The sequence below is a fragment of the Anaerobacillus sp. QJM3NY_32 genome (assembly GCF_056173645.1).
This window is the reverse complement of the sequence record NZ_CM149684.1, coordinates 3,704,069-3,720,146: the sequence shown is the minus strand read 5'-3', so window position 1 is coordinate 3,720,146 and position 16,078 is coordinate 3,704,069. Positions and strand designations below refer to the sequence as shown.

The 16,078-nt window shown below is 40.5% G+C and carries 13 protein-coding genes; 12 read left to right on the top strand and 1 reads right to left on the bottom strand.

Annotation, left to right across the window (positions count from 1 at the left end; genetic code table 11):
- Nucleotides 1–213 precede the first annotated feature (213 nt).
- Genes AC0VYH_RS19300 through AC0VYH_RS19290 form a run of 3 tightly spaced genes read left to right on the top strand, consistent with a single transcriptional unit; the run spans nucleotide 214 to nucleotide 4,206 of the window.
- Nucleotides 214–1,212 (top strand): sugar-binding protein, encoded by a 999-nt coding sequence (locus AC0VYH_RS19300; RefSeq protein ID WP_475372943.1) that lies wholly within the window; start codon nucleotides 214–216, stop codon nucleotides 1,210–1,212.
- Nucleotides 1,209–2,657, top strand: coding sequence for a sensor histidine kinase (locus AC0VYH_RS19295; RefSeq protein WP_430245774.1), 1,449 nt, complete (start codon nucleotides 1,209–1,211; stop codon nucleotides 2,655–2,657). Before AC0VYH_RS19300 ends, AC0VYH_RS19295 begins: the two co-directional genes overlap by 4 nt.
- The gene (locus AC0VYH_RS19290) at nucleotides 2,650–4,206 is read left to right on the top strand and encodes a response regulator (protein ID WP_475372942.1); all 1,557 of its coding nucleotides are present in this window, start codon (nucleotides 2,650–2,652) and stop codon (nucleotides 4,204–4,206) included. Before AC0VYH_RS19295 ends, AC0VYH_RS19290 begins: the two co-directional genes overlap by 8 nt.
- A 30-nt stretch (nucleotides 4,207–4,236) precedes the next feature.
- Here AC0VYH_RS19290 and AC0VYH_RS19285 read toward each other — a convergent pair whose 3' ends face one another.
- A complete protein-coding gene (locus AC0VYH_RS19285; protein WP_475372941.1) occupies nucleotides 4,237–4,836 on the bottom strand; it encodes a YdcF family protein in 600 nt (199 codons plus the stop codon).
- 206 nt (nucleotides 4,837–5,042) lie between these two features.
- Here AC0VYH_RS19285 and AC0VYH_RS19280 point away from each other — a divergent pair, with 206 nt between their 5' ends.
- The 9 genes from AC0VYH_RS19280 (at nucleotide 5,043) to AC0VYH_RS19240 (ending at nucleotide 16,076) form a co-directional block, all read left to right on the top strand.
- Nucleotides 5,043–6,341 (top strand): ABC transporter substrate-binding protein, encoded by a 1,299-nt coding sequence (locus tag AC0VYH_RS19280; protein ID WP_475365889.1) that lies wholly within the window; start codon nucleotides 5,043–5,045, stop codon nucleotides 6,339–6,341.
- 59 nt (nucleotides 6,342–6,400) lie between these two features.
- The gene (locus tag AC0VYH_RS19275) at nucleotides 6,401–7,366 is read left to right on the top strand and encodes a carbohydrate ABC transporter permease (protein ID WP_475372940.1); all 966 of its coding nucleotides are present in this window, start codon (nucleotides 6,401–6,403) and stop codon (nucleotides 7,364–7,366) included.
- Nucleotides 7,366–8,187 (top strand): carbohydrate ABC transporter permease, encoded by an 822-nt coding sequence (locus AC0VYH_RS19270; protein WP_475365887.1) that lies wholly within the window; start codon nucleotides 7,366–7,368, stop codon nucleotides 8,185–8,187. The genes AC0VYH_RS19275 and AC0VYH_RS19270 overlap by 1 nt, the downstream gene beginning before the upstream one ends.
- Before the next feature lie 243 nt (nucleotides 8,188–8,430).
- The gene (locus AC0VYH_RS19265; protein ID WP_475372939.1) at nucleotides 8,431–9,885 is read left to right on the top strand and encodes a circularly permuted type 2 ATP-grasp protein; all 1,455 of its coding nucleotides are present in this window, start codon (nucleotides 8,431–8,433) and stop codon (nucleotides 9,883–9,885) included.
- 5 nt (nucleotides 9,886–9,890) lie between these two features.
- A complete protein-coding gene (locus AC0VYH_RS19260; RefSeq protein ID WP_303534155.1) occupies nucleotides 9,891–10,856 on the top strand; it encodes an alpha-E domain-containing protein in 966 nt (321 codons plus the stop codon).
- The gene (locus tag AC0VYH_RS19255; protein ID WP_475372938.1) at nucleotides 10,853–11,719 is read left to right on the top strand and encodes a transglutaminase family protein; all 867 of its coding nucleotides are present in this window, start codon (nucleotides 10,853–10,855) and stop codon (nucleotides 11,717–11,719) included. Before AC0VYH_RS19260 ends, AC0VYH_RS19255 begins: the two co-directional genes overlap by 4 nt.
- A 157-nt stretch (nucleotides 11,720–11,876) precedes the next feature.
- The gene (locus AC0VYH_RS19250) at nucleotides 11,877–13,070 is read left to right on the top strand and encodes a CdaR family transcriptional regulator (RefSeq protein WP_430245788.1); all 1,194 of its coding nucleotides are present in this window, start codon (nucleotides 11,877–11,879) and stop codon (nucleotides 13,068–13,070) included.
- Between the two features lie 142 nt (nucleotides 13,071–13,212).
- Nucleotides 13,213–14,940 carry a sugar phosphorylase gene (locus AC0VYH_RS19245; RefSeq protein WP_430245789.1) on the top strand — a complete coding sequence of 576 codons (1,728 nt, stop codon included), beginning with the start codon at nucleotides 13,213–13,215 and terminating at the stop codon, nucleotides 14,938–14,940.
- Nucleotides 14,937–16,076 carry a glycerate kinase family protein gene (locus AC0VYH_RS19240; RefSeq protein WP_430245791.1) on the top strand — a complete coding sequence of 380 codons (1,140 nt, stop codon included), beginning with the start codon at nucleotides 14,937–14,939 and terminating at the stop codon, nucleotides 16,074–16,076. Before AC0VYH_RS19245 ends, AC0VYH_RS19240 begins: the two co-directional genes overlap by 4 nt.
- The last annotated feature ends 2 nt before the right edge of the window (nucleotides 16,077–16,078 follow it).

The window sequence follows — 16,078 nt, the reverse complement described above, 5'->3', positions numbered from 1 at the left end:
GAACAAAAGCTGTTTCTATCAACGTGTTTTAGAACCGTTTATAGAGGCAGTTTTTTGTTTTGCTGCTAATCTTATATGAAAAACAAGTTGATTCTATGAAGCTACTACGATATATAATGACGTAAAGGTAAGAGAGTCTCGTGAGCGAGAACAAGTGTCTTTTGAGGGGGTCAGGTACGTACCTGACCCCCATCAAAAAAAGGAGGTTGAGCGATGGCACGCTGGATTTACGTTGTTGGGGGTTTTTTAGTGATTTTGTCCTTTTCTTTTTTTATCTTCTATTCTGTAAGGGCTTTCAATATTACGCCTGATCGCCCTTCTGCCTCCTATACAGTACCGGATTATCGTTTCGTTCTTGTAACGGAGGAGATCGATAACGATTACTGGCGACTTGTGGAGGAAGGAGCGCGGGAAGCGGCTACAAAGTACAATGTTTCACTTGAATACACAGGGCCAAAACAAGCGAACCTTGAAGAACATATCAAAACGATTGAGATGGCAGCGGCATCTAAACCTGATGGCATTATGGCACAGGGATTAAATCAAGACGTATCCGCGACAATTATCAATAGTGTCACAGAGAAAGGATTTCCTTTTCTCACAGTGGACACAGATGCTCCTGATAGTAAGCGTGTGGCATATGTAGGCACAGATAATTATTACGCTGGATTTCTCGCAGGTCAGGCGCTTCTTAAAGATACAAATGACGAAGTAAAGGTTGGGATTATTACGGGAAGGTTTGATTCAGCGAATCAAAAGCTTCGTGTAGAAGGGTTTAAAGATGCTATTAAAAATAGCGATCGCGTCGATGTTGTTGCCATCGATGCCTCACAAATTACGCGAATACAAGCAGCGGAGAAAACGTACGAAATGATAAAAGCACATCCTGAAATCAATGCTTTTTATGGGACGAGCGCTCTTGATGCGATCGGTATCGTGCAGGTTCTTGAAAGCATCGGGATGACCGACCAGGTTTATGTTATTGGTTTTGATGTGCTTCCTGAGACGATGCAGCTACTTAAAGATGGAAAGTTAGAAGCAACAGTTGAACAAAAGCCATATGAGATGGGATATAACGCGGTGGAATTAATGATACAAATTATCGAAGGAAAGGATGTTTCAACGTATCATCATACGATGACAGAAGTATTGAGAAAAAAAGACTTAAAGCAACTAGAAAGAACGACGCCGGGAGGGATTAAACTACCATGAAAATCCAGGGCAAATTTATTCTCTTTTTTACCATGCTCGTCATTTTAATGAATGGTGTCGCTTTCTATTTGTTTCATAGCAGTCAACGAACTATTGATGATTACCATACGAGCTTTGAACGCTTTATCGTGCTGAACGAAATATCACAGCAAACAAATAAAGTGTATGAGGCGATGAATACCTTTCTAACAGAACGGACACAGAAAGAATTAGAAGCATACGCCATGGAGAGAAAGATTCTCTCTGAAGAAAAAGACGAGCTTCTTAGCTCGGTAAAAAATGAAGCGAACGATCAAACCGTCACGAATTATGAAAAGATGATCGAAAGCTTCCTGCTTGAATGTGATATTACAGTGCAAGCTTTTCAACGACAGGATATTAATCAATATTCAGGTCATTTAAATGAAGCTGCTCAAATCTCAGCATTTATCCAAGAAACGACGCTAACATTAATTAATTCTGAGCTAACGGATTATCGCATGTTTTACAACCAGATGGAGGAAAAGAGTACGTATTTGCAGTGGATGGGCATATCATTATTCGTTTCGATGATTTTATTTAGTTTGTTGATGGCATTTTGGTTCTCAAGAGGTATCACAAGGCCCATACACGAGCTTGCAGCAGCAGCTAAGAAGCTATCGAAAGGGGACTTTACGGCGAATAGAGTAGTTGTGAGATCTAGAAATGAGCTACAGCTACTAGCGGATACTTTTTATCGCATGCAAGAGAACATCCGAGGATTAATTAAAGAGATAAAACAGAAATCAGAGTTAGATCAGCTGTTGAAAGAAATGGAGCTCAAAAGTCTTCAAAGTCAGATCAACCCACATTTTCTTTTTAATACGCTAAATACGATTTCGAGACGTGCCTATATCGAAGGCGCGGATCAAACGAGTGAGCTCATTGAATCTGTTGCCGCACTTCTTCGTTACAATCTAGGAAATTTAGCGAAGGATGTCACATTAAAAGAAGAACTGAATATTGTTCGAGAATATTTCTTTATCCAGCAGTCACGATTTGGTGAAAGGGTTACGTTTAACGTAGTGGCAGATGAAGAGGTTCTTGATTGCATGATCCCTGTCTTAACGCTTCAGCCGATCGTGGAAAATGCGTTTATACATGGAGTGGAGTCGTATGAAGAAGGGGGAGAAATCGTCATTCGGGTCTATTCTGATCAAAATGATGTTGTTGTGGAGGTGGCAGACAATGGTGTTGGAATTGATAAAGCAAGACTAACACAGCTTCTCTTCAATGACGGCCGATCGGTTTCTGAGAAGAGACAAGGACATTCGACGGGGCTTGGCATGCAAAATGTAAAAAAAAGAATTGAATTATACTATCAGGAAACAGGCACGATGACGGTGGAATCCACAAAAGGTTCAGGTACGACCGTTCGTCTGAATTTACCTTATACGAAGATGAGAGGAGATGAACAGCTTGCTTAGGATTATGGTTGTAGATGACGAGCAGTTAGAGCGTGAAGCGGTCGAATTGATGATTAAAAGAGAATATGGAGATCAAGTCACCATTCAGAAAGCGAAAAATGGACGAGAAGCCATTGAATTTGCCGAAAAGTTTCAGCCGGAGATTGTCTTTATGGATATTAAAATGCCAGGTATCGATGGGGTAGAAGCAGTGAAAACGATAAAGAGAAATCAACCCGAAATAAAATTTATCATGCTATCCGCGTTCGATACGTTTGACTATGCCCGCGAAGTGATGAAGCAGGGAGTGAAAGAGTATTTACTAAAGCCAGGGGGAAAGCAAGAGATCTTTTCCGCCATTACCCGTCTCTCAGCCGAAATTGAAAATGAACGAGTAGAAGCTGAGAAGCAAGATCATGTACAAGCACAGCTGACAAAAGCTGTTCATCTTCTAGAAGGAGAGTGGATGAACGCGATCCTAATGGATCACGTCACAGAGTTTAGTCCTTCAGAGTGGAGTGAGCTGTTAGGCTTTCAGACGACAGTTGGGTATGCGGTTATCTTTAAATTTCCTGAGGAAAGAAAAGCGATCGTCAATGAAATGGTTCAGTGGGTAAAAGAAAAAATGAAATCCAACGTGCCTGGTGAGGCGATGATTGGAGTGAGGGATGATACGTATTTACCCTGCTTTCTTTTTAGTGAAGATCTTCTGGAGAAGGATAAACGATTAAAAGCGAAGTTACAGCCTACGTTAAGACAACTTCTTCATGAATTTTATCAGGATTTCCGAGAGGTCGTATGTATCGGCGTTGGCAGACCTTATCAGGAAGCTGATCAATTTGTTGAATCTTATCGCGAAGCGCTTCATGCTGTAAACACACTAGACTTTCAACGAGAGGTCACATATGCCTTTTATCAAGAAAGCAAGATTCCTAACGTACCGCGCCAGAGCGGAACTCAGGAGCAGGAGTCTATCGTGATCAACGCCATTAATAATGGTGATTTCACCAAAGCGATGCAAGAACTTGAAGTGTATCTTGGTATGATCTCAGGTGAACAGCCTGCTATATTTGTTCAAAAGGTGAACGAGCTCTTTCTTGTTGCAGAACGAATTTTACAAAATAACGGAATTTTCTTAACTTCCTACAAGTACATTCAAGCGGAAAGCGAAAATGAGGCAAGAAATCTAGCCAGAGCAAAGCTTCGGAAATTGAATGAGAGTGTGCAAACATGGCGTTCGCTTCATGGAGGAGATCGTCTTGAACAGGTGAAGCAATACATTCACACACATTATCATGAGCAGCTAACACTCGAAGAAGCAGCTGAGCATGTTGATCTTAGTCCTTATTATGTAAGTAAATTATTTAAAGACAAAAGTGGTATGACGTTTATAGATTATGTTACAGAAGTTAGAATTACAGCAGCGAAACGAGAAATGCTTGATCCTTCAAAGAGCTTGAAAGAAATTTGTTTCAATGTTGGTTATAAGGACCCAAATTATTTTAGTCGAGTGTTTAAACGAAAAGCAGGTTTTTCACCATCTCAGTACCGTGAACAATTGCACGTATGACAAAAAAAGAAACCGACTAGCGGTTTTTTGTTATTGGAATGGTAGATCCTTCAAAATGCCTTTCTGTATATACTTCTGCATGGAGTGAAGTTCTTTCATGACTCTAGCGTTTTCTCTATCATTCTTCCACCAGTTGTCTCCCTGTCCAGATTCTCTGTCATCGGGGCAGAGAGTATAGGAGATCCAGTCCGGCATATAGGTGGTGAGAGTTAAGTGACACCTTTTCATGTGATAGGGGGAGCTCACAATCAGAAGTCTATTGATGTGATTCAGCCCAAATGAGCGTTGAAGTACCATAAGTGAAGCAATGACGTTTTCTGTCGTATTCGCTGCTTCGAGTTCGAGAAGAATATCTTCCTCGGGTACGCCAAAGTTAAGTAAGTGGTTTTTCATCCAAATGGCTTCTGACTCTTCTTCTTTACCCCATCTTGCTGCAGATCCGGAAACTAAAATTTTTGGAGCGCGCTCGTTATGATATAGTCTGGCTGCTTTTTGAACGCGATGGATCGTTTTTGCACCAAAAACGAGAATGCACTCTCCATCTTTTCCATCATCTACAATGCTATCGAACATGAAAGAAGTAATTTGTTGCCTTGAGAGATTGTCCAGATTAACTTCAGAAAACATCATTTCTCTTTCACCTCGTTAGGACATTTCTTAGTAACTCTCTTCTCCTTTTAATCAAGAGATCCTTTCTTTCGTAGTTCTGTACTAGCTTATGAGCAAGACCACAAAAAAGTGAAGATAACAACAAAAATATGAAGGCGCTTACATGGGTTGGGAGCCATTCAATTTGATAAAGTAAATGTAATAAAAGAAACGGGGGGATTGATTGTATGAAGGGAACGTTGAAAAAACTTACGGGATGGATTCTCGTTCTTGTCCTAGCTCTTGTACCACTTTCTGCTTGTTCAAACTCTGGGGAAACGAATAGCAGTAGTGAAGGAAGTGCTAGTAAAGAAGAAACGCTTGATATTTTTAGCTGGTGGACAGGTGCTGGTGAAGAGGATGGATTGAATGCGCTAATTGACTTATTTAAAGAAGAATACCCTGATATTGAAGTAGAAAACGCAGCAGTTGCGGGCGGAGCAGGAACGAACGCGAAAGCCGTGCTTGCAAGTCGCATGCAGGGTGATGATCCACCAGCAACGTTCCAGGTTCATGGTGGTTCTGAATTGAACGATGGATGGGTTGCGGCTGACAAAATGGAAACGCTTAACGACCTGTATGAATCCGAAGGTTGGGGAGATAAGTTTCCTGAAGATTTAATTGATCTTGTTAGTAAAGATGGAGATATCTATTCGGTTCCTGTGAATATTCATCGCGGAAATGTTCTTTGGTATAACACGAGCATTTTTGAAGAGAACGGTGTGGAGCCGCCAGCGACGTTTGATGAATTTTTCGCTGCTGCTGACCAATTACAAGAAGCTGGTGTTACGCCGCTTGCTCTTGGAGACAAAGAGCCCTGGACAGCAACTCATTTGTTTGAGACTGCGCTCTTAGGAACGCTTGGAGCAGATGATTACAAAAAGCTTTTCACTGGAGAAATGTCGTTTAGTGATCCGAAAGTAAAGGAAGCCGCTGAGAACTTTAAGAAGATGCTCAGCTATGTGAATGAAGACCATAGCTCACGAAATTGGCAGGATGCTTCCCAGCTTGTTGCAGATGGAGAAGCGGCGATGAACGTTATGGGAGACTGGGCAAAGGGTTATTTTGTGAACGACCTTAACTTAAAGGTGAAAGAAGACTTTGGTTGGGTGGCAACACCTGGAACAGACGGTATGTTTATGGTCATTACAGATACATTTGGTCTACCAAAGGGAGTTTCAAATCCTGAAGACGTTAAGAAATTCTTATCTGTTCTTGGTTCTGTTGAAGGACAGGATGCGTTCAACCCATTAAAAGGCTCTATTCCAGCTCGTGTTGATGCCGATCTCTCGAACTATGATGAGTATGGGAAAGAAACAATTGAAGACTTTAAAAATGCTAGTCTTGCTCCAAGTCTTGCCCACGGATCGGCTGCACCTGAAGGCTTTGTCACAAAAGTGAACCAGGCGATTAATATCTTTGTTACACAGCAGGATGTGGATCAATTTATTAGTTCGCTAGAAGATGCTTCAGGCGATCTTAAGTAAAAGAGGATGGGGGGAGAGGGATTGCTCTTCTCCCTTTTTCTATCGTAAGGGGGATGAGGATGAAGACTGAAACAATGATAAACCAATCTGTTAAAGCTGTAACAACTCGAAAAAGACGTTCACTTACGAAAGATCACATAATCGCCATTGCATTCCTTATTCCATCCATCCTATTAGTAGGTGTTTTTGTTTATGGTTTTATCGGATGGACTGGCTATGTCTCTTTGAGTAATTGGAATTCACTTGTACCAGACTTTTCATTTGTTGGATTGAAAAATTACATCTACTTGTTTAGTGATTTTCGTTTTCAAGCTGACTTACGAAATACACTATTTTTTACGATTCTCTTCATTCTAGTCGTGATTGTGGTGGGGCAGTTTCTTGCCATTCTTCTTGATCAAAAAATCCAGCAGGAGTCACTCTTTCGAAATATCTTTTTCTTTCCGATGGCGCTTTCGTTTGTTGTAACGGGTGTAGTTTGGCAATGGCTATTAAACCCTTCGACAGGTGTTAACCTATTTCTTGAAAAGATTGGTCTTGATTCAAAATGGTACACGGATACAACCATTTTCCCTGCAATTGGATGGGGAAAGATTGAATTCGGGATTCCGATAGCGATGATTGCCGTTGTGATTGCTGCAGTATGGCAAATGACGGGCTTCTCTGTTGCCATGTATCTTGCCGGTTTACGTGGGGTGCCTGAAGAAGTGCGAGAAGCAGCGAGAATGGATGGAGCGAATGAATTCCAAGTATATTGGAAAATCATCATGCCGATCCTTCGCCCGATTACGGTTAGTGTCATTATTATTATGGCTCATATTTCACTTAAAATTTTCGATTTGATTTACGCAATGACAGGTCCTGGAGCGAACTTTGTAACCGATGTTCCAGGTGTATATATGTACGAAACGACGTTCCGTGGTAATTATTACGCAAACGGAGCAGCCATTGCTGTGGTCATGCTTCTCGCTGTTGCTATCTTTATCGTTCCATATCTGTGGTCGAGTCGAAAGGGGGAAACTTGATGGCGATTAGAACGATCACCCGTCCGCTTCTTTATGCTCTTCTTATTGCTTTATCATGCTTTTATTTAATGCCAGTTTACGTCATGATCATAACGAGCCTGAAGCCTCTTGAAGAAGTGACCTTAAGTCAAATGTGGCAGTTACCTTCAACACTTGATTTTAGTAGTTATTCAGTAGCGTTTACGAAGCTTGCTCCAAACTTATTAAATAGTTTCTATCTTGTTATCCCAGCTACATTGCTATCAGCGTTATTAGGATCACTTAACGGCTACGTACTTTCAAAGTGGAAGTTTAAAGGCGCAAATACGCTATTTACGGTTATTTTGTTCGGAATGTTTATACCCTATCAAAGTATCCTTATCCCGCTCATTCAGTTTCTTAGAGAAATCGGATTATATAATTCTATTGCAGGGCTTATCTTTGTTCACGTTGTGTATGGGATTCCGATTACGACACTTATGTTTCGCAATTTCTATGCTAGCATTCCTGATTCGATGATTGAATCTGCCAAAATAGATGGGGCAGGGTTTATCGGAATTTACCGTTTCATCATGATGCCTTTATCAATTACAGGGTTTGTTGTAGTCGCAATCTGGCAGTTTACGAACATCTGGAATGAATTTTTATTTGCTGTCACGATCACAACATCTGATCAACAACCTGTTATGGTTGCTCTTCAGAATTTATCCGGCAGTCAAATCGTTCAATGGAATGTACAAATGGCAGGTGCACTCCTTGCTGCACTGCCAACTCTACTCGTTTATATTTTCTTAGGTAAGTTTTTTGTAAAAGGATTACTTGCGGGATCAGTAAAAGGGTGAAATCCACTTTTGATAAGAGCAGCTCATGCTGTTCTTTTTTTTACTCATTTACGTTCTGTGATGACCTTTCACATGGATGATTCAAAAATCGAGAAAACAACATCATGAGATAACATTGCTATTTTTATTTGAATGAGTGTCTTAAATAGAGGGATTTCGATGCTTTATCTTGAAATTTGTTAGAATAGTTAGAAAAATGGTAAAATTAATAAGTGATCTTATAATAGTGGAGGGGGAGTGCTGATGTTTCATTCGTATAAAGTAGATGGTTACTTTGATGAAATGCTTGAAGAAGGCAAGAAACCAAGGGGACATTGCAAACCGTTCCATGAGAAATTAAACGAGGTAGCTCCGGAAGAATTACAGTCGAGGTATGAACTAGCGCAAAGCGATTTTCTTCGCCAGGGCATTACGTTTACCGTTTATAGTGACAATGAGGGTACAGAACGGACAATGCCATTTGATTTTGTTCCCAAAATAATTCCACCAGACGAATGGCAACATCTTGAGCGAGGACTCATGCAGCGATTTGATGCGCTCAATGCTTTTCTTGATGACGTCTATCACGAACAAAACATTCTTAAAGACGGCATTATTCCACGGGATCTGATCGTCAATTGCCAGCATTTTTTCGAACAAGTGGCAGGGATTGATCTTCCGAGAAGGCAGCATATTTTTATGGCAGGAATTGATTTAATTCGGGATGATAATGGGGAGTATCGCGTTCTAGAAGATAATCTTCGTAATCCCTCTGGCCTCTCTTATGTTTTTCAAAACCGTTATGTAATGAGAAAAGTTTACCCTGAATTTTTCAATCAATATTCTGTTCAATCTCTTGAACAGCAATTTTCATATCTTCACTCAGCAATGGCCTCGCTTGCTCCTGATGATAGCACATCACCGACGATTGTATTATTAACACCTGGTGTTCATAATTCAGCATACTACGACCACTCTTTTATTGCTCAGCGAACAGGAATTGAACTCGTAGAAGGCAGAGACCTTGTTGTGAGGGAGCGACAGGTGTTTATGAAAACTGCTCGTGGATTGAAGAAGGTAGATGTGATCTATCGTAGAATAGACGACGAGTTTCTTGACCCACTGGAATTTCGTGAAGATTCGCTTCTTGGGGTTCCAGGGCTCATTGATGTGTATCGTGCGGGAAATGTTTCGATATTAAATGGTATTGGTAATGGAGTTGCCGATGATAAAGCGATCTATCATTTTGTTCCTGATATGATTCGCTATTATTTAAAGGAAGAGCCACTAGTGAAAAATGTCGATACATATCTTCTGAGATATGACGATCAGTTGGAATATGTTCTTGATCATTTGTCAGAGTTAGTCGTCAAACACACGAACGCTTCAGGCGGTTATAACATGCTCATCGGTCCTCATGCTACGGAAGAGGAGATTGAAGCCTATCGAGCGCAAATTTTAAAAAATCCATCTGAATTTATTGCTCAACCGACAATTAAATTATCTCGCCTCCCAGCATTTAAAGAAGACCGCTTTGCTGCATGTCACGTTGATCTTCGCGTGTTTATATTTGGTGGAGAGAAGACTCACGTATTTCCTGGTGGGTTAACACGTGTCGCTCTCAAGGAAGGGTCTCTTGTTGTCAATTCTTCACAGGGAGGCGGAGCGAAAGATACGTGGGTACTAGAAGAGAATCCAATTGTAACGGGGGGGGAGTGACAACCATGCTAAGCAGAGTAGCTGATTCGCTTTATTGGTTAACCCGAAATGTCGAACGAGCAGAGAATAATGCGCGATTGATCGCGGTTAAGTTAACGAGTCGTCTTGAGAATGCCAATCCAATCGAAGAGACGAATCAGAACTGGTATGAACTGATTGAAATAAGCGGATTTCAAGAAGTTTTTGATGAAGAACATGATCGACCGATGGATCGAAATGTGATGGAGTTTCTACTGTTTTCAGCAAAAAATCCTAATTCAGTACTCAATACAATAACTATTGCTAGGGAAAATGCACGCGCCGTTCGAGAAATTATTCCCAATGAACTATGGGAAAGTATTAATTCTTTTTATTTAAAATTAAAGCAACAAAGCCACACGCCATGGACGATGGAAGAAGTTAGCGATATTTGTGAATTTGTTAAGAAGGAATCTCTTCTATTTCAGGGGATTGTTGAAGCAACAATGCCGCGAGGAGATGCTTATCTTTTCATGGAAATGGGTAAACACCTGGAAAGAGCTGAGAAGGCAGCTCGCATATTGGATGTTTATTATCACAAAAATTTAGAGAGCTACCAGAATACAGAAATTGTGGAGTATCATCACTGGTGGTCAGTTCTTCAATCTGTGAGTGGACATGAAGCTTACATTAAAACGTATCGACCGTTGATTAAAAGTCGCAATGTCGCTGAGTTTTTCATTTTAAATGCTGAGTTTCCGAGGTCAATGATGTACTGTATTCAAAAAGTGCGAAATGCATTTGTCGCGCTTGAAGATGGTCATGTCGAACATTATTCAGAATCACTTGCACAAGAGCTCGAGCACCTTGCCAATGATCTTTATGATTTCTCAATCGAAGAAATTTTGAATCAAGGAGCTCATGCGTTTCTTCAGAGTTTTCAACACAGATGTATGACGATCGGCATGCACATTACGAAAACCTATTACCTGGGGGAAGTTGTGATACCATGAAATATGAAGTTACCCAAACGAACACTTATCACTATGAGCTGCCAGTAAGGCAGAGTATTAATCAGTTCAGATTGCGACCACTTCATGATGTGCAACAAACGCTTCATGACTATCGCGTTCGCATCCAACCTGATAGTAAGACTTACGGACATACCGACTATTGGGGCAACTATGTTGAAACGTTCTATCTATGGGGTGAACATCAAGATCTTGAAATTGAAACGATTTCAACGATTGAAATTCATCCACTTGCGCTGGATGTTACTTTACCACTTACGGATAACCAGCTAGCTGAACTTCATTCAGAATCTTTTAAGCAAGCACATGCCGAATATATGATCGAAACGGATTATACGACAATCTCCAAGCACGTGATGGAAGAAGAAACGCGAGAGCTTTGGGCAAATGCTAGAGATGAACTTGACTTCGCAGTGAAGCTTAATGAACATATTTATAACACGATGGAGTACGTGTCAGGAGCCACAAATGTTGAAACGACCGCTGAAAAAATTCTCACTCATCGTACAGGCGTTTGTCAGGACTATACTCATCTAATGCTTGCGCTCTGTAGGCATCGAGGAATTCCAGCTCGCTATGTTAGTGGATATATTTATATTGGGGAGAATTCCGCTTATCGTGGGGACGCGGCAACTCATGCGTGGCTTGAAGTTAAAGTGCCGGGCCTAGCCTGGATTGGCCTTGATCCAACGAATAATGCCGTAGCTCGCGAACAGCACATTCGGATTGCAGTAGGCCGAGACTATCGTGATATTTCTCCTCTAAAAGGGGTATATATCGGCGGAGCTCACACGCTTAACGTTAGTGTAGGTGTAAAGAATTTAGAAGAACGGGTCAGCGGGTAAGAAGCTGCCCGTTTTTTATATTAGAAATTCTTCCATCACTAAAACAGCTTGAAAGCATGGAAATAGTAGTAGCATTCATGTAAGGTTTTGTTTATTAGATATTTTTTTCTTAAGCGATACCTTTACCGCTAATCAAACAGAAAAGAGGCGACAATGGTTGATTATTTCACCTCCGCTAGCTCAATCAATCGTAGAAGAAACAGAGAGGATCATTAGTCGCAATATTAATTTTATGGATAGTGAAGGAAAAATTATTGCTAGTACTGATCCAAATCGTATCGGGCACTTCCATGAAGGAGCCTATAATGTTCTGCAACGGCAACAAAGTTTAGTGATCGAAGAGGATGATGAGTTAGAAGGAACGAGAAAAGGCATAAACCTCCCCGTTTTTTTGCATGACCAGATTATTGGTGTGATCGGTATTACCGGAGCCCCTGAAGAAATCAAACAGATGGGCGAGGTAATCCAAAAAATGACTGAAATTCTTGTAAAGGAAGCTTACTTTGATGAACAGCTCGAACTAGAAGATCGAGCGAAAGAAGCTTTTATTGATGAATGGATCGATGGAAAGTGGGAAAATGATAAATTATTTGCATCAAGAGGATGGATTCTTGGCATCAATGTCCATATTCCGAGAGTCGCTGTCATTCTTGATATGATCGGGATGAATGATCTTATTTATAATAAATTATCAAGCTACCAAGCTGATGTTAAAGGAGAACTTGAAATTCAGCGTTTTCGTCGAGATATTCTTCAAGAGATTCAATCGAGGTTTCCACCCAATAGTCAGCATGTGATCATACCAACAGGAAGTACACGTTATATTCTTTTATTATCCGTTAATGATCAAGTGGCCGAGGTGAATCGTAAAGGAAAGATTCAATTTCGACTGGAACAAATCCAGCAAGCTATCGAATCTTCTTACCCCTTCACAATGGCTGCGGGTATTGGAAGGATGTATACAACGCCACGAGAAATATCAAGGTCTGTACAAGAAGCAGAGAAAGCCTTGCTTCATTCCAGAAAGCAGAGTAATTTGTTTTTCTATGATCAACTTGGCATTGAATCTTTTGTGTATGATCTCGCCCCAGAAGTGAGATTAGATTTTGTTGAACGGGTTCTCCCTTTAGAACAATTAGAGAAAAAAGATCAAATGATTGAAACGCTTGAAGCTTTCTATAAAGCAAATGGCTCCATTCAAAAAGCATCGAGTGATTTATATATCCATAAGAACACTCTTCAGTACCGCTTAAAGAAAATTAGTGAATTTACTGGATATGACCCTAGAAATTATGAGGATGCTGTTCTTCTGCAAGTAGCTCTTGCTTTTTATAAATCCAACCCTACGTAAAAGACACTTTGAAAAAAGTGTCTTTTATTATGTGTACTAAAAACATATGTGTAATACGCATTTTTTTAGTTCTCTGTAACATAGAAAGCTTTCGTGAGATTTAATAAACTAATAGTAGAACATAATTCGGGAGGCATAACAGATGAGAACATCAATTCAAGGGAGCATATACAACAAGTTAGAGCGACTATACGGAGAACAAAGAGCGCTTTCTGTGACATCTGAAGTAATGGAACTAATTAAATCATATAAGCGAAAGCAAATAGAGCCTGAGAAAAAATGGGTAGATGAAAAAGATATTATGATGATTACTTATGGTGATTCTATTAAAGAAGAGGGGGAAGTTCCTCTTAGAACGCTTGGAGAATTTTTATCTGATCACCTTACTAATGAAATCAATGCGGTGCATATTCTTCCTTTCTATCCTTATACGAGCGATGACGGATTTTCAGTAATGGATTATAAAACAATAAATGAAGAGCTTGGTAATTGGGACGATATTCAAGCGCTTTCTAATCAAACGGATCTAATGTTTGACGCTGTTATAAATCATATTTCAAGTGAAAGTAATTGGTTTAAAGAATATTTGAAAGGAAACGAGGCTTATCAGGATTATTTTATTGAAGCTGATCCTGAAGCGGATTATAGCAAAGTGACGCGTCCTCGCGCACTTCCTCTTTTAACAAAAGTTGAAACGAACAATGGAGAGAAGCACATTTGGACGACGTTTAGTGAAGATCAAATTGATTTAAATTACGAAAGTGATCGTGTGCTCCTTGAAGTCCTTGATATTCTTCTCACTTATGTTGAGAAAGGAGCACGCTTTTTAAGATTAGATGCGATTGGCTTTATGTGGAAAAAACTAGGTACGACATCGATTCACCTGGAGGAAACTCATTTGCTAGTGCAGGTTATGAGAGAAGTACTTGAAGAAGCAGCACCGGGAACGATCGTAATTACAGAAACCAACGTTCCCCATAAAGATAACATTAGTTATTTTGGGGACGGTTCAAACGAAGCACATCTTGTTTATCAATTCCCTTTACCTCCATTGACGCTCCATTCCTTTCAAACTGGCGATGCATCGGAGTTAACGAAATGGGCCAAATCACTTGAAGCTACTACGGAAACAACCACTTATTTTAATTTTTTAGCTTCCCATGATGGAGTAGGTGTTCGACCTGTAGAAGGTATCCTATCAGCATCTGAAGTGCAGAGAATGGCGGATAAAGTTCAAGAGAATGGTGGTTACGTATCTTATAAAAATAATGGTGATGGAACAAAGAGTCCATATGAATTGAACATTAATTATTTAGATGCGATTTCAAATAATGGAGAATCGAATGAGAAAAAGGCAAAGCGGTTTATTGCAGCTCAATCAGTCCTGCTTTCATTGATGGGCGTACCTGGTATCTACGTTCATAGTTTACTAGGCTCTCAAAATGATCAAAGTGGCGTCGATGAAACAGGACGATACCGCTCGATTAATCGAGAGAAGCTAACACGATCAACGCTTGAAGATGAACTTCAAAAAGAAGGAAGCTTACGGAATCTAGTTTTCAATGATCTTAAGAAGCTTATCAGAACGCGCAAATCAACTAAAGCTTTTCATCCCAATGCTTCTCAAGAAGTGTTGGAAATGGATCAGCGCATTTTCTCTGTTGTTCGTACGAATGAACAGACAGGAGACAGAGTTGTAGCGATTACAAATGTTTCGGATGACACCGTTACGCTCAAACGAGAAATACTTGATCTTTATTTTGATGGTACTGCTTTCGATCTCATTTCCGAGTGTGAAATTTCTTCGAATATAACGTTATCTCCTTATGAAGTTCTTTGGGTGTGTGCAACATCGGAGGTGAGTGAATGAGAATCGTTATAGCTCCTGATTCTTTTAAAGGATCTATGAGTAGTCTTAATGCCGCCCACGCCATTAATCGTGGGATAAAGGAAGTTATTCCTGATGCAGAAACGATTCTCATACCAATGGCAGATGGTGGAGAAGGAACAGTAGATGCATTAGCTACTATTCTTAATGGGCAAGAGATCGCAGTGGAAGGCATCAGTGATCCTCTTGGCCGGCCAATTAGGGCGACATATAGTTGGGTAGAATCAACATCTACTGCGATTATTGAAACAGCATCTGCTTCAGGTCTCCCTCTTCTTAAAGAAAGTGAACTCAATCCGCATCAAGCCTCTACTTATGGGACAGGACAGTTAATTGAGCATGCTCTGAATAAGAAGGCACGAAAAATCATACTCGGTTTAGGTGGTAGCGCAACTGTTGATGCAGGAACTGGTTGTTTTGAAGCGCTCGGGGTTCAGTTTCTCGATCAGAAAGGTGAAAGAATAAAGGCAGATGGAGCATCTCTTGCTCGTATTTCTTCTATCGACCTTACAGCATTAGATTCTCGTCTGAAAGACGTAGAAGTTGTAGTAGCGTCTGATGTAACGAATCCTTTACTTGGGAAGGAAGGCGCTATTTCTGTGTTCGGTCCACAAAAGGGTGTAAACGATATTAGTAGATTTGAAGCTGGAATGAAAAACTATGCGAATAGAGTGAGTGAAAAATTTGGCATGAATCTGGAGAACAGCGATGGAAGCGGAGCAGCTGGCGGGTTTGGTTTTAGCCTACTAGCCTACTTAGATCCAATTTTTATGAGCGGCTTCTCTTTACTTGCTGAGCATAGCTGTTTAAAAGAACAAATGAAGTCGAGTCACTTAGTGATTACGGGAGAAGGAAAGCTAGATGCCCAAACGTTATATGGTAAAGTGCCTTCGGGTATTTCTCGGCTAGCTAAATCTGTTAATGTTCCTGCGATCGCTTTCGCTGGTACTTCTACGATTCTAGAAGATAGGGAGATGGGCATTATGACCGTTCTACCTATTATTGATGAGCCAATGGAATTGAAAGTAGCCATGACTCGAGGACCAGAGTTATTGTACCGTGCAAGCAAGCGCTTTATGACGCTTTATCAATGGATTAATGAGGGGAAGGGAGAATAGAA

Coding starts and splice junctions, on each gene's coding strand:
- AC0VYH_RS19300 (WP_475372943.1), top strand. CDS start 214: ATGGCACGCTGGATTTACGTTGTTGGGGGTTTTTTAGTGATTTTGTCC.
- AC0VYH_RS19295 (WP_430245774.1), top strand. CDS start 1,209: ATGAAAATCCAGGGCAAATTTATTCTCTTTTTTACCATGCTCGTCATT.
- AC0VYH_RS19285 (WP_475372941.1), bottom strand. CDS start 4,836: ATGATGTTTTCTGAAGTTAATCTGGACAATCTCTCAAGGCAACAAATT.
- AC0VYH_RS19280 (WP_475365889.1), top strand. CDS start 5,043: ATGAAGGGAACGTTGAAAAAACTTACGGGATGGATTCTCGTTCTTGTC.
- AC0VYH_RS19275 (WP_475372940.1), top strand. CDS start 6,401: ATGAAGACTGAAACAATGATAAACCAATCTGTTAAAGCTGTAACAACT.
- AC0VYH_RS19270 (WP_475365887.1), top strand. CDS start 7,366: ATGGCGATTAGAACGATCACCCGTCCGCTTCTTTATGCTCTTCTTATT.
- AC0VYH_RS19265 (WP_475372939.1), top strand. CDS start 8,431: ATGTTTCATTCGTATAAAGTAGATGGTTACTTTGATGAAATGCTTGAA.
- AC0VYH_RS19260 (WP_303534155.1), top strand. CDS start 9,891: ATGCTAAGCAGAGTAGCTGATTCGCTTTATTGGTTAACCCGAAATGTC.
- AC0VYH_RS19255 (WP_475372938.1), top strand. CDS start 10,853: ATGAAATATGAAGTTACCCAAACGAACACTTATCACTATGAGCTGCCA.
- AC0VYH_RS19245 (WP_430245789.1), top strand. CDS start 13,213: ATGAGAACATCAATTCAAGGGAGCATATACAACAAGTTAGAGCGACTA.
- AC0VYH_RS19240 (WP_430245791.1), top strand. CDS start 14,937: ATGAGAATCGTTATAGCTCCTGATTCTTTTAAAGGATCTATGAGTAGT.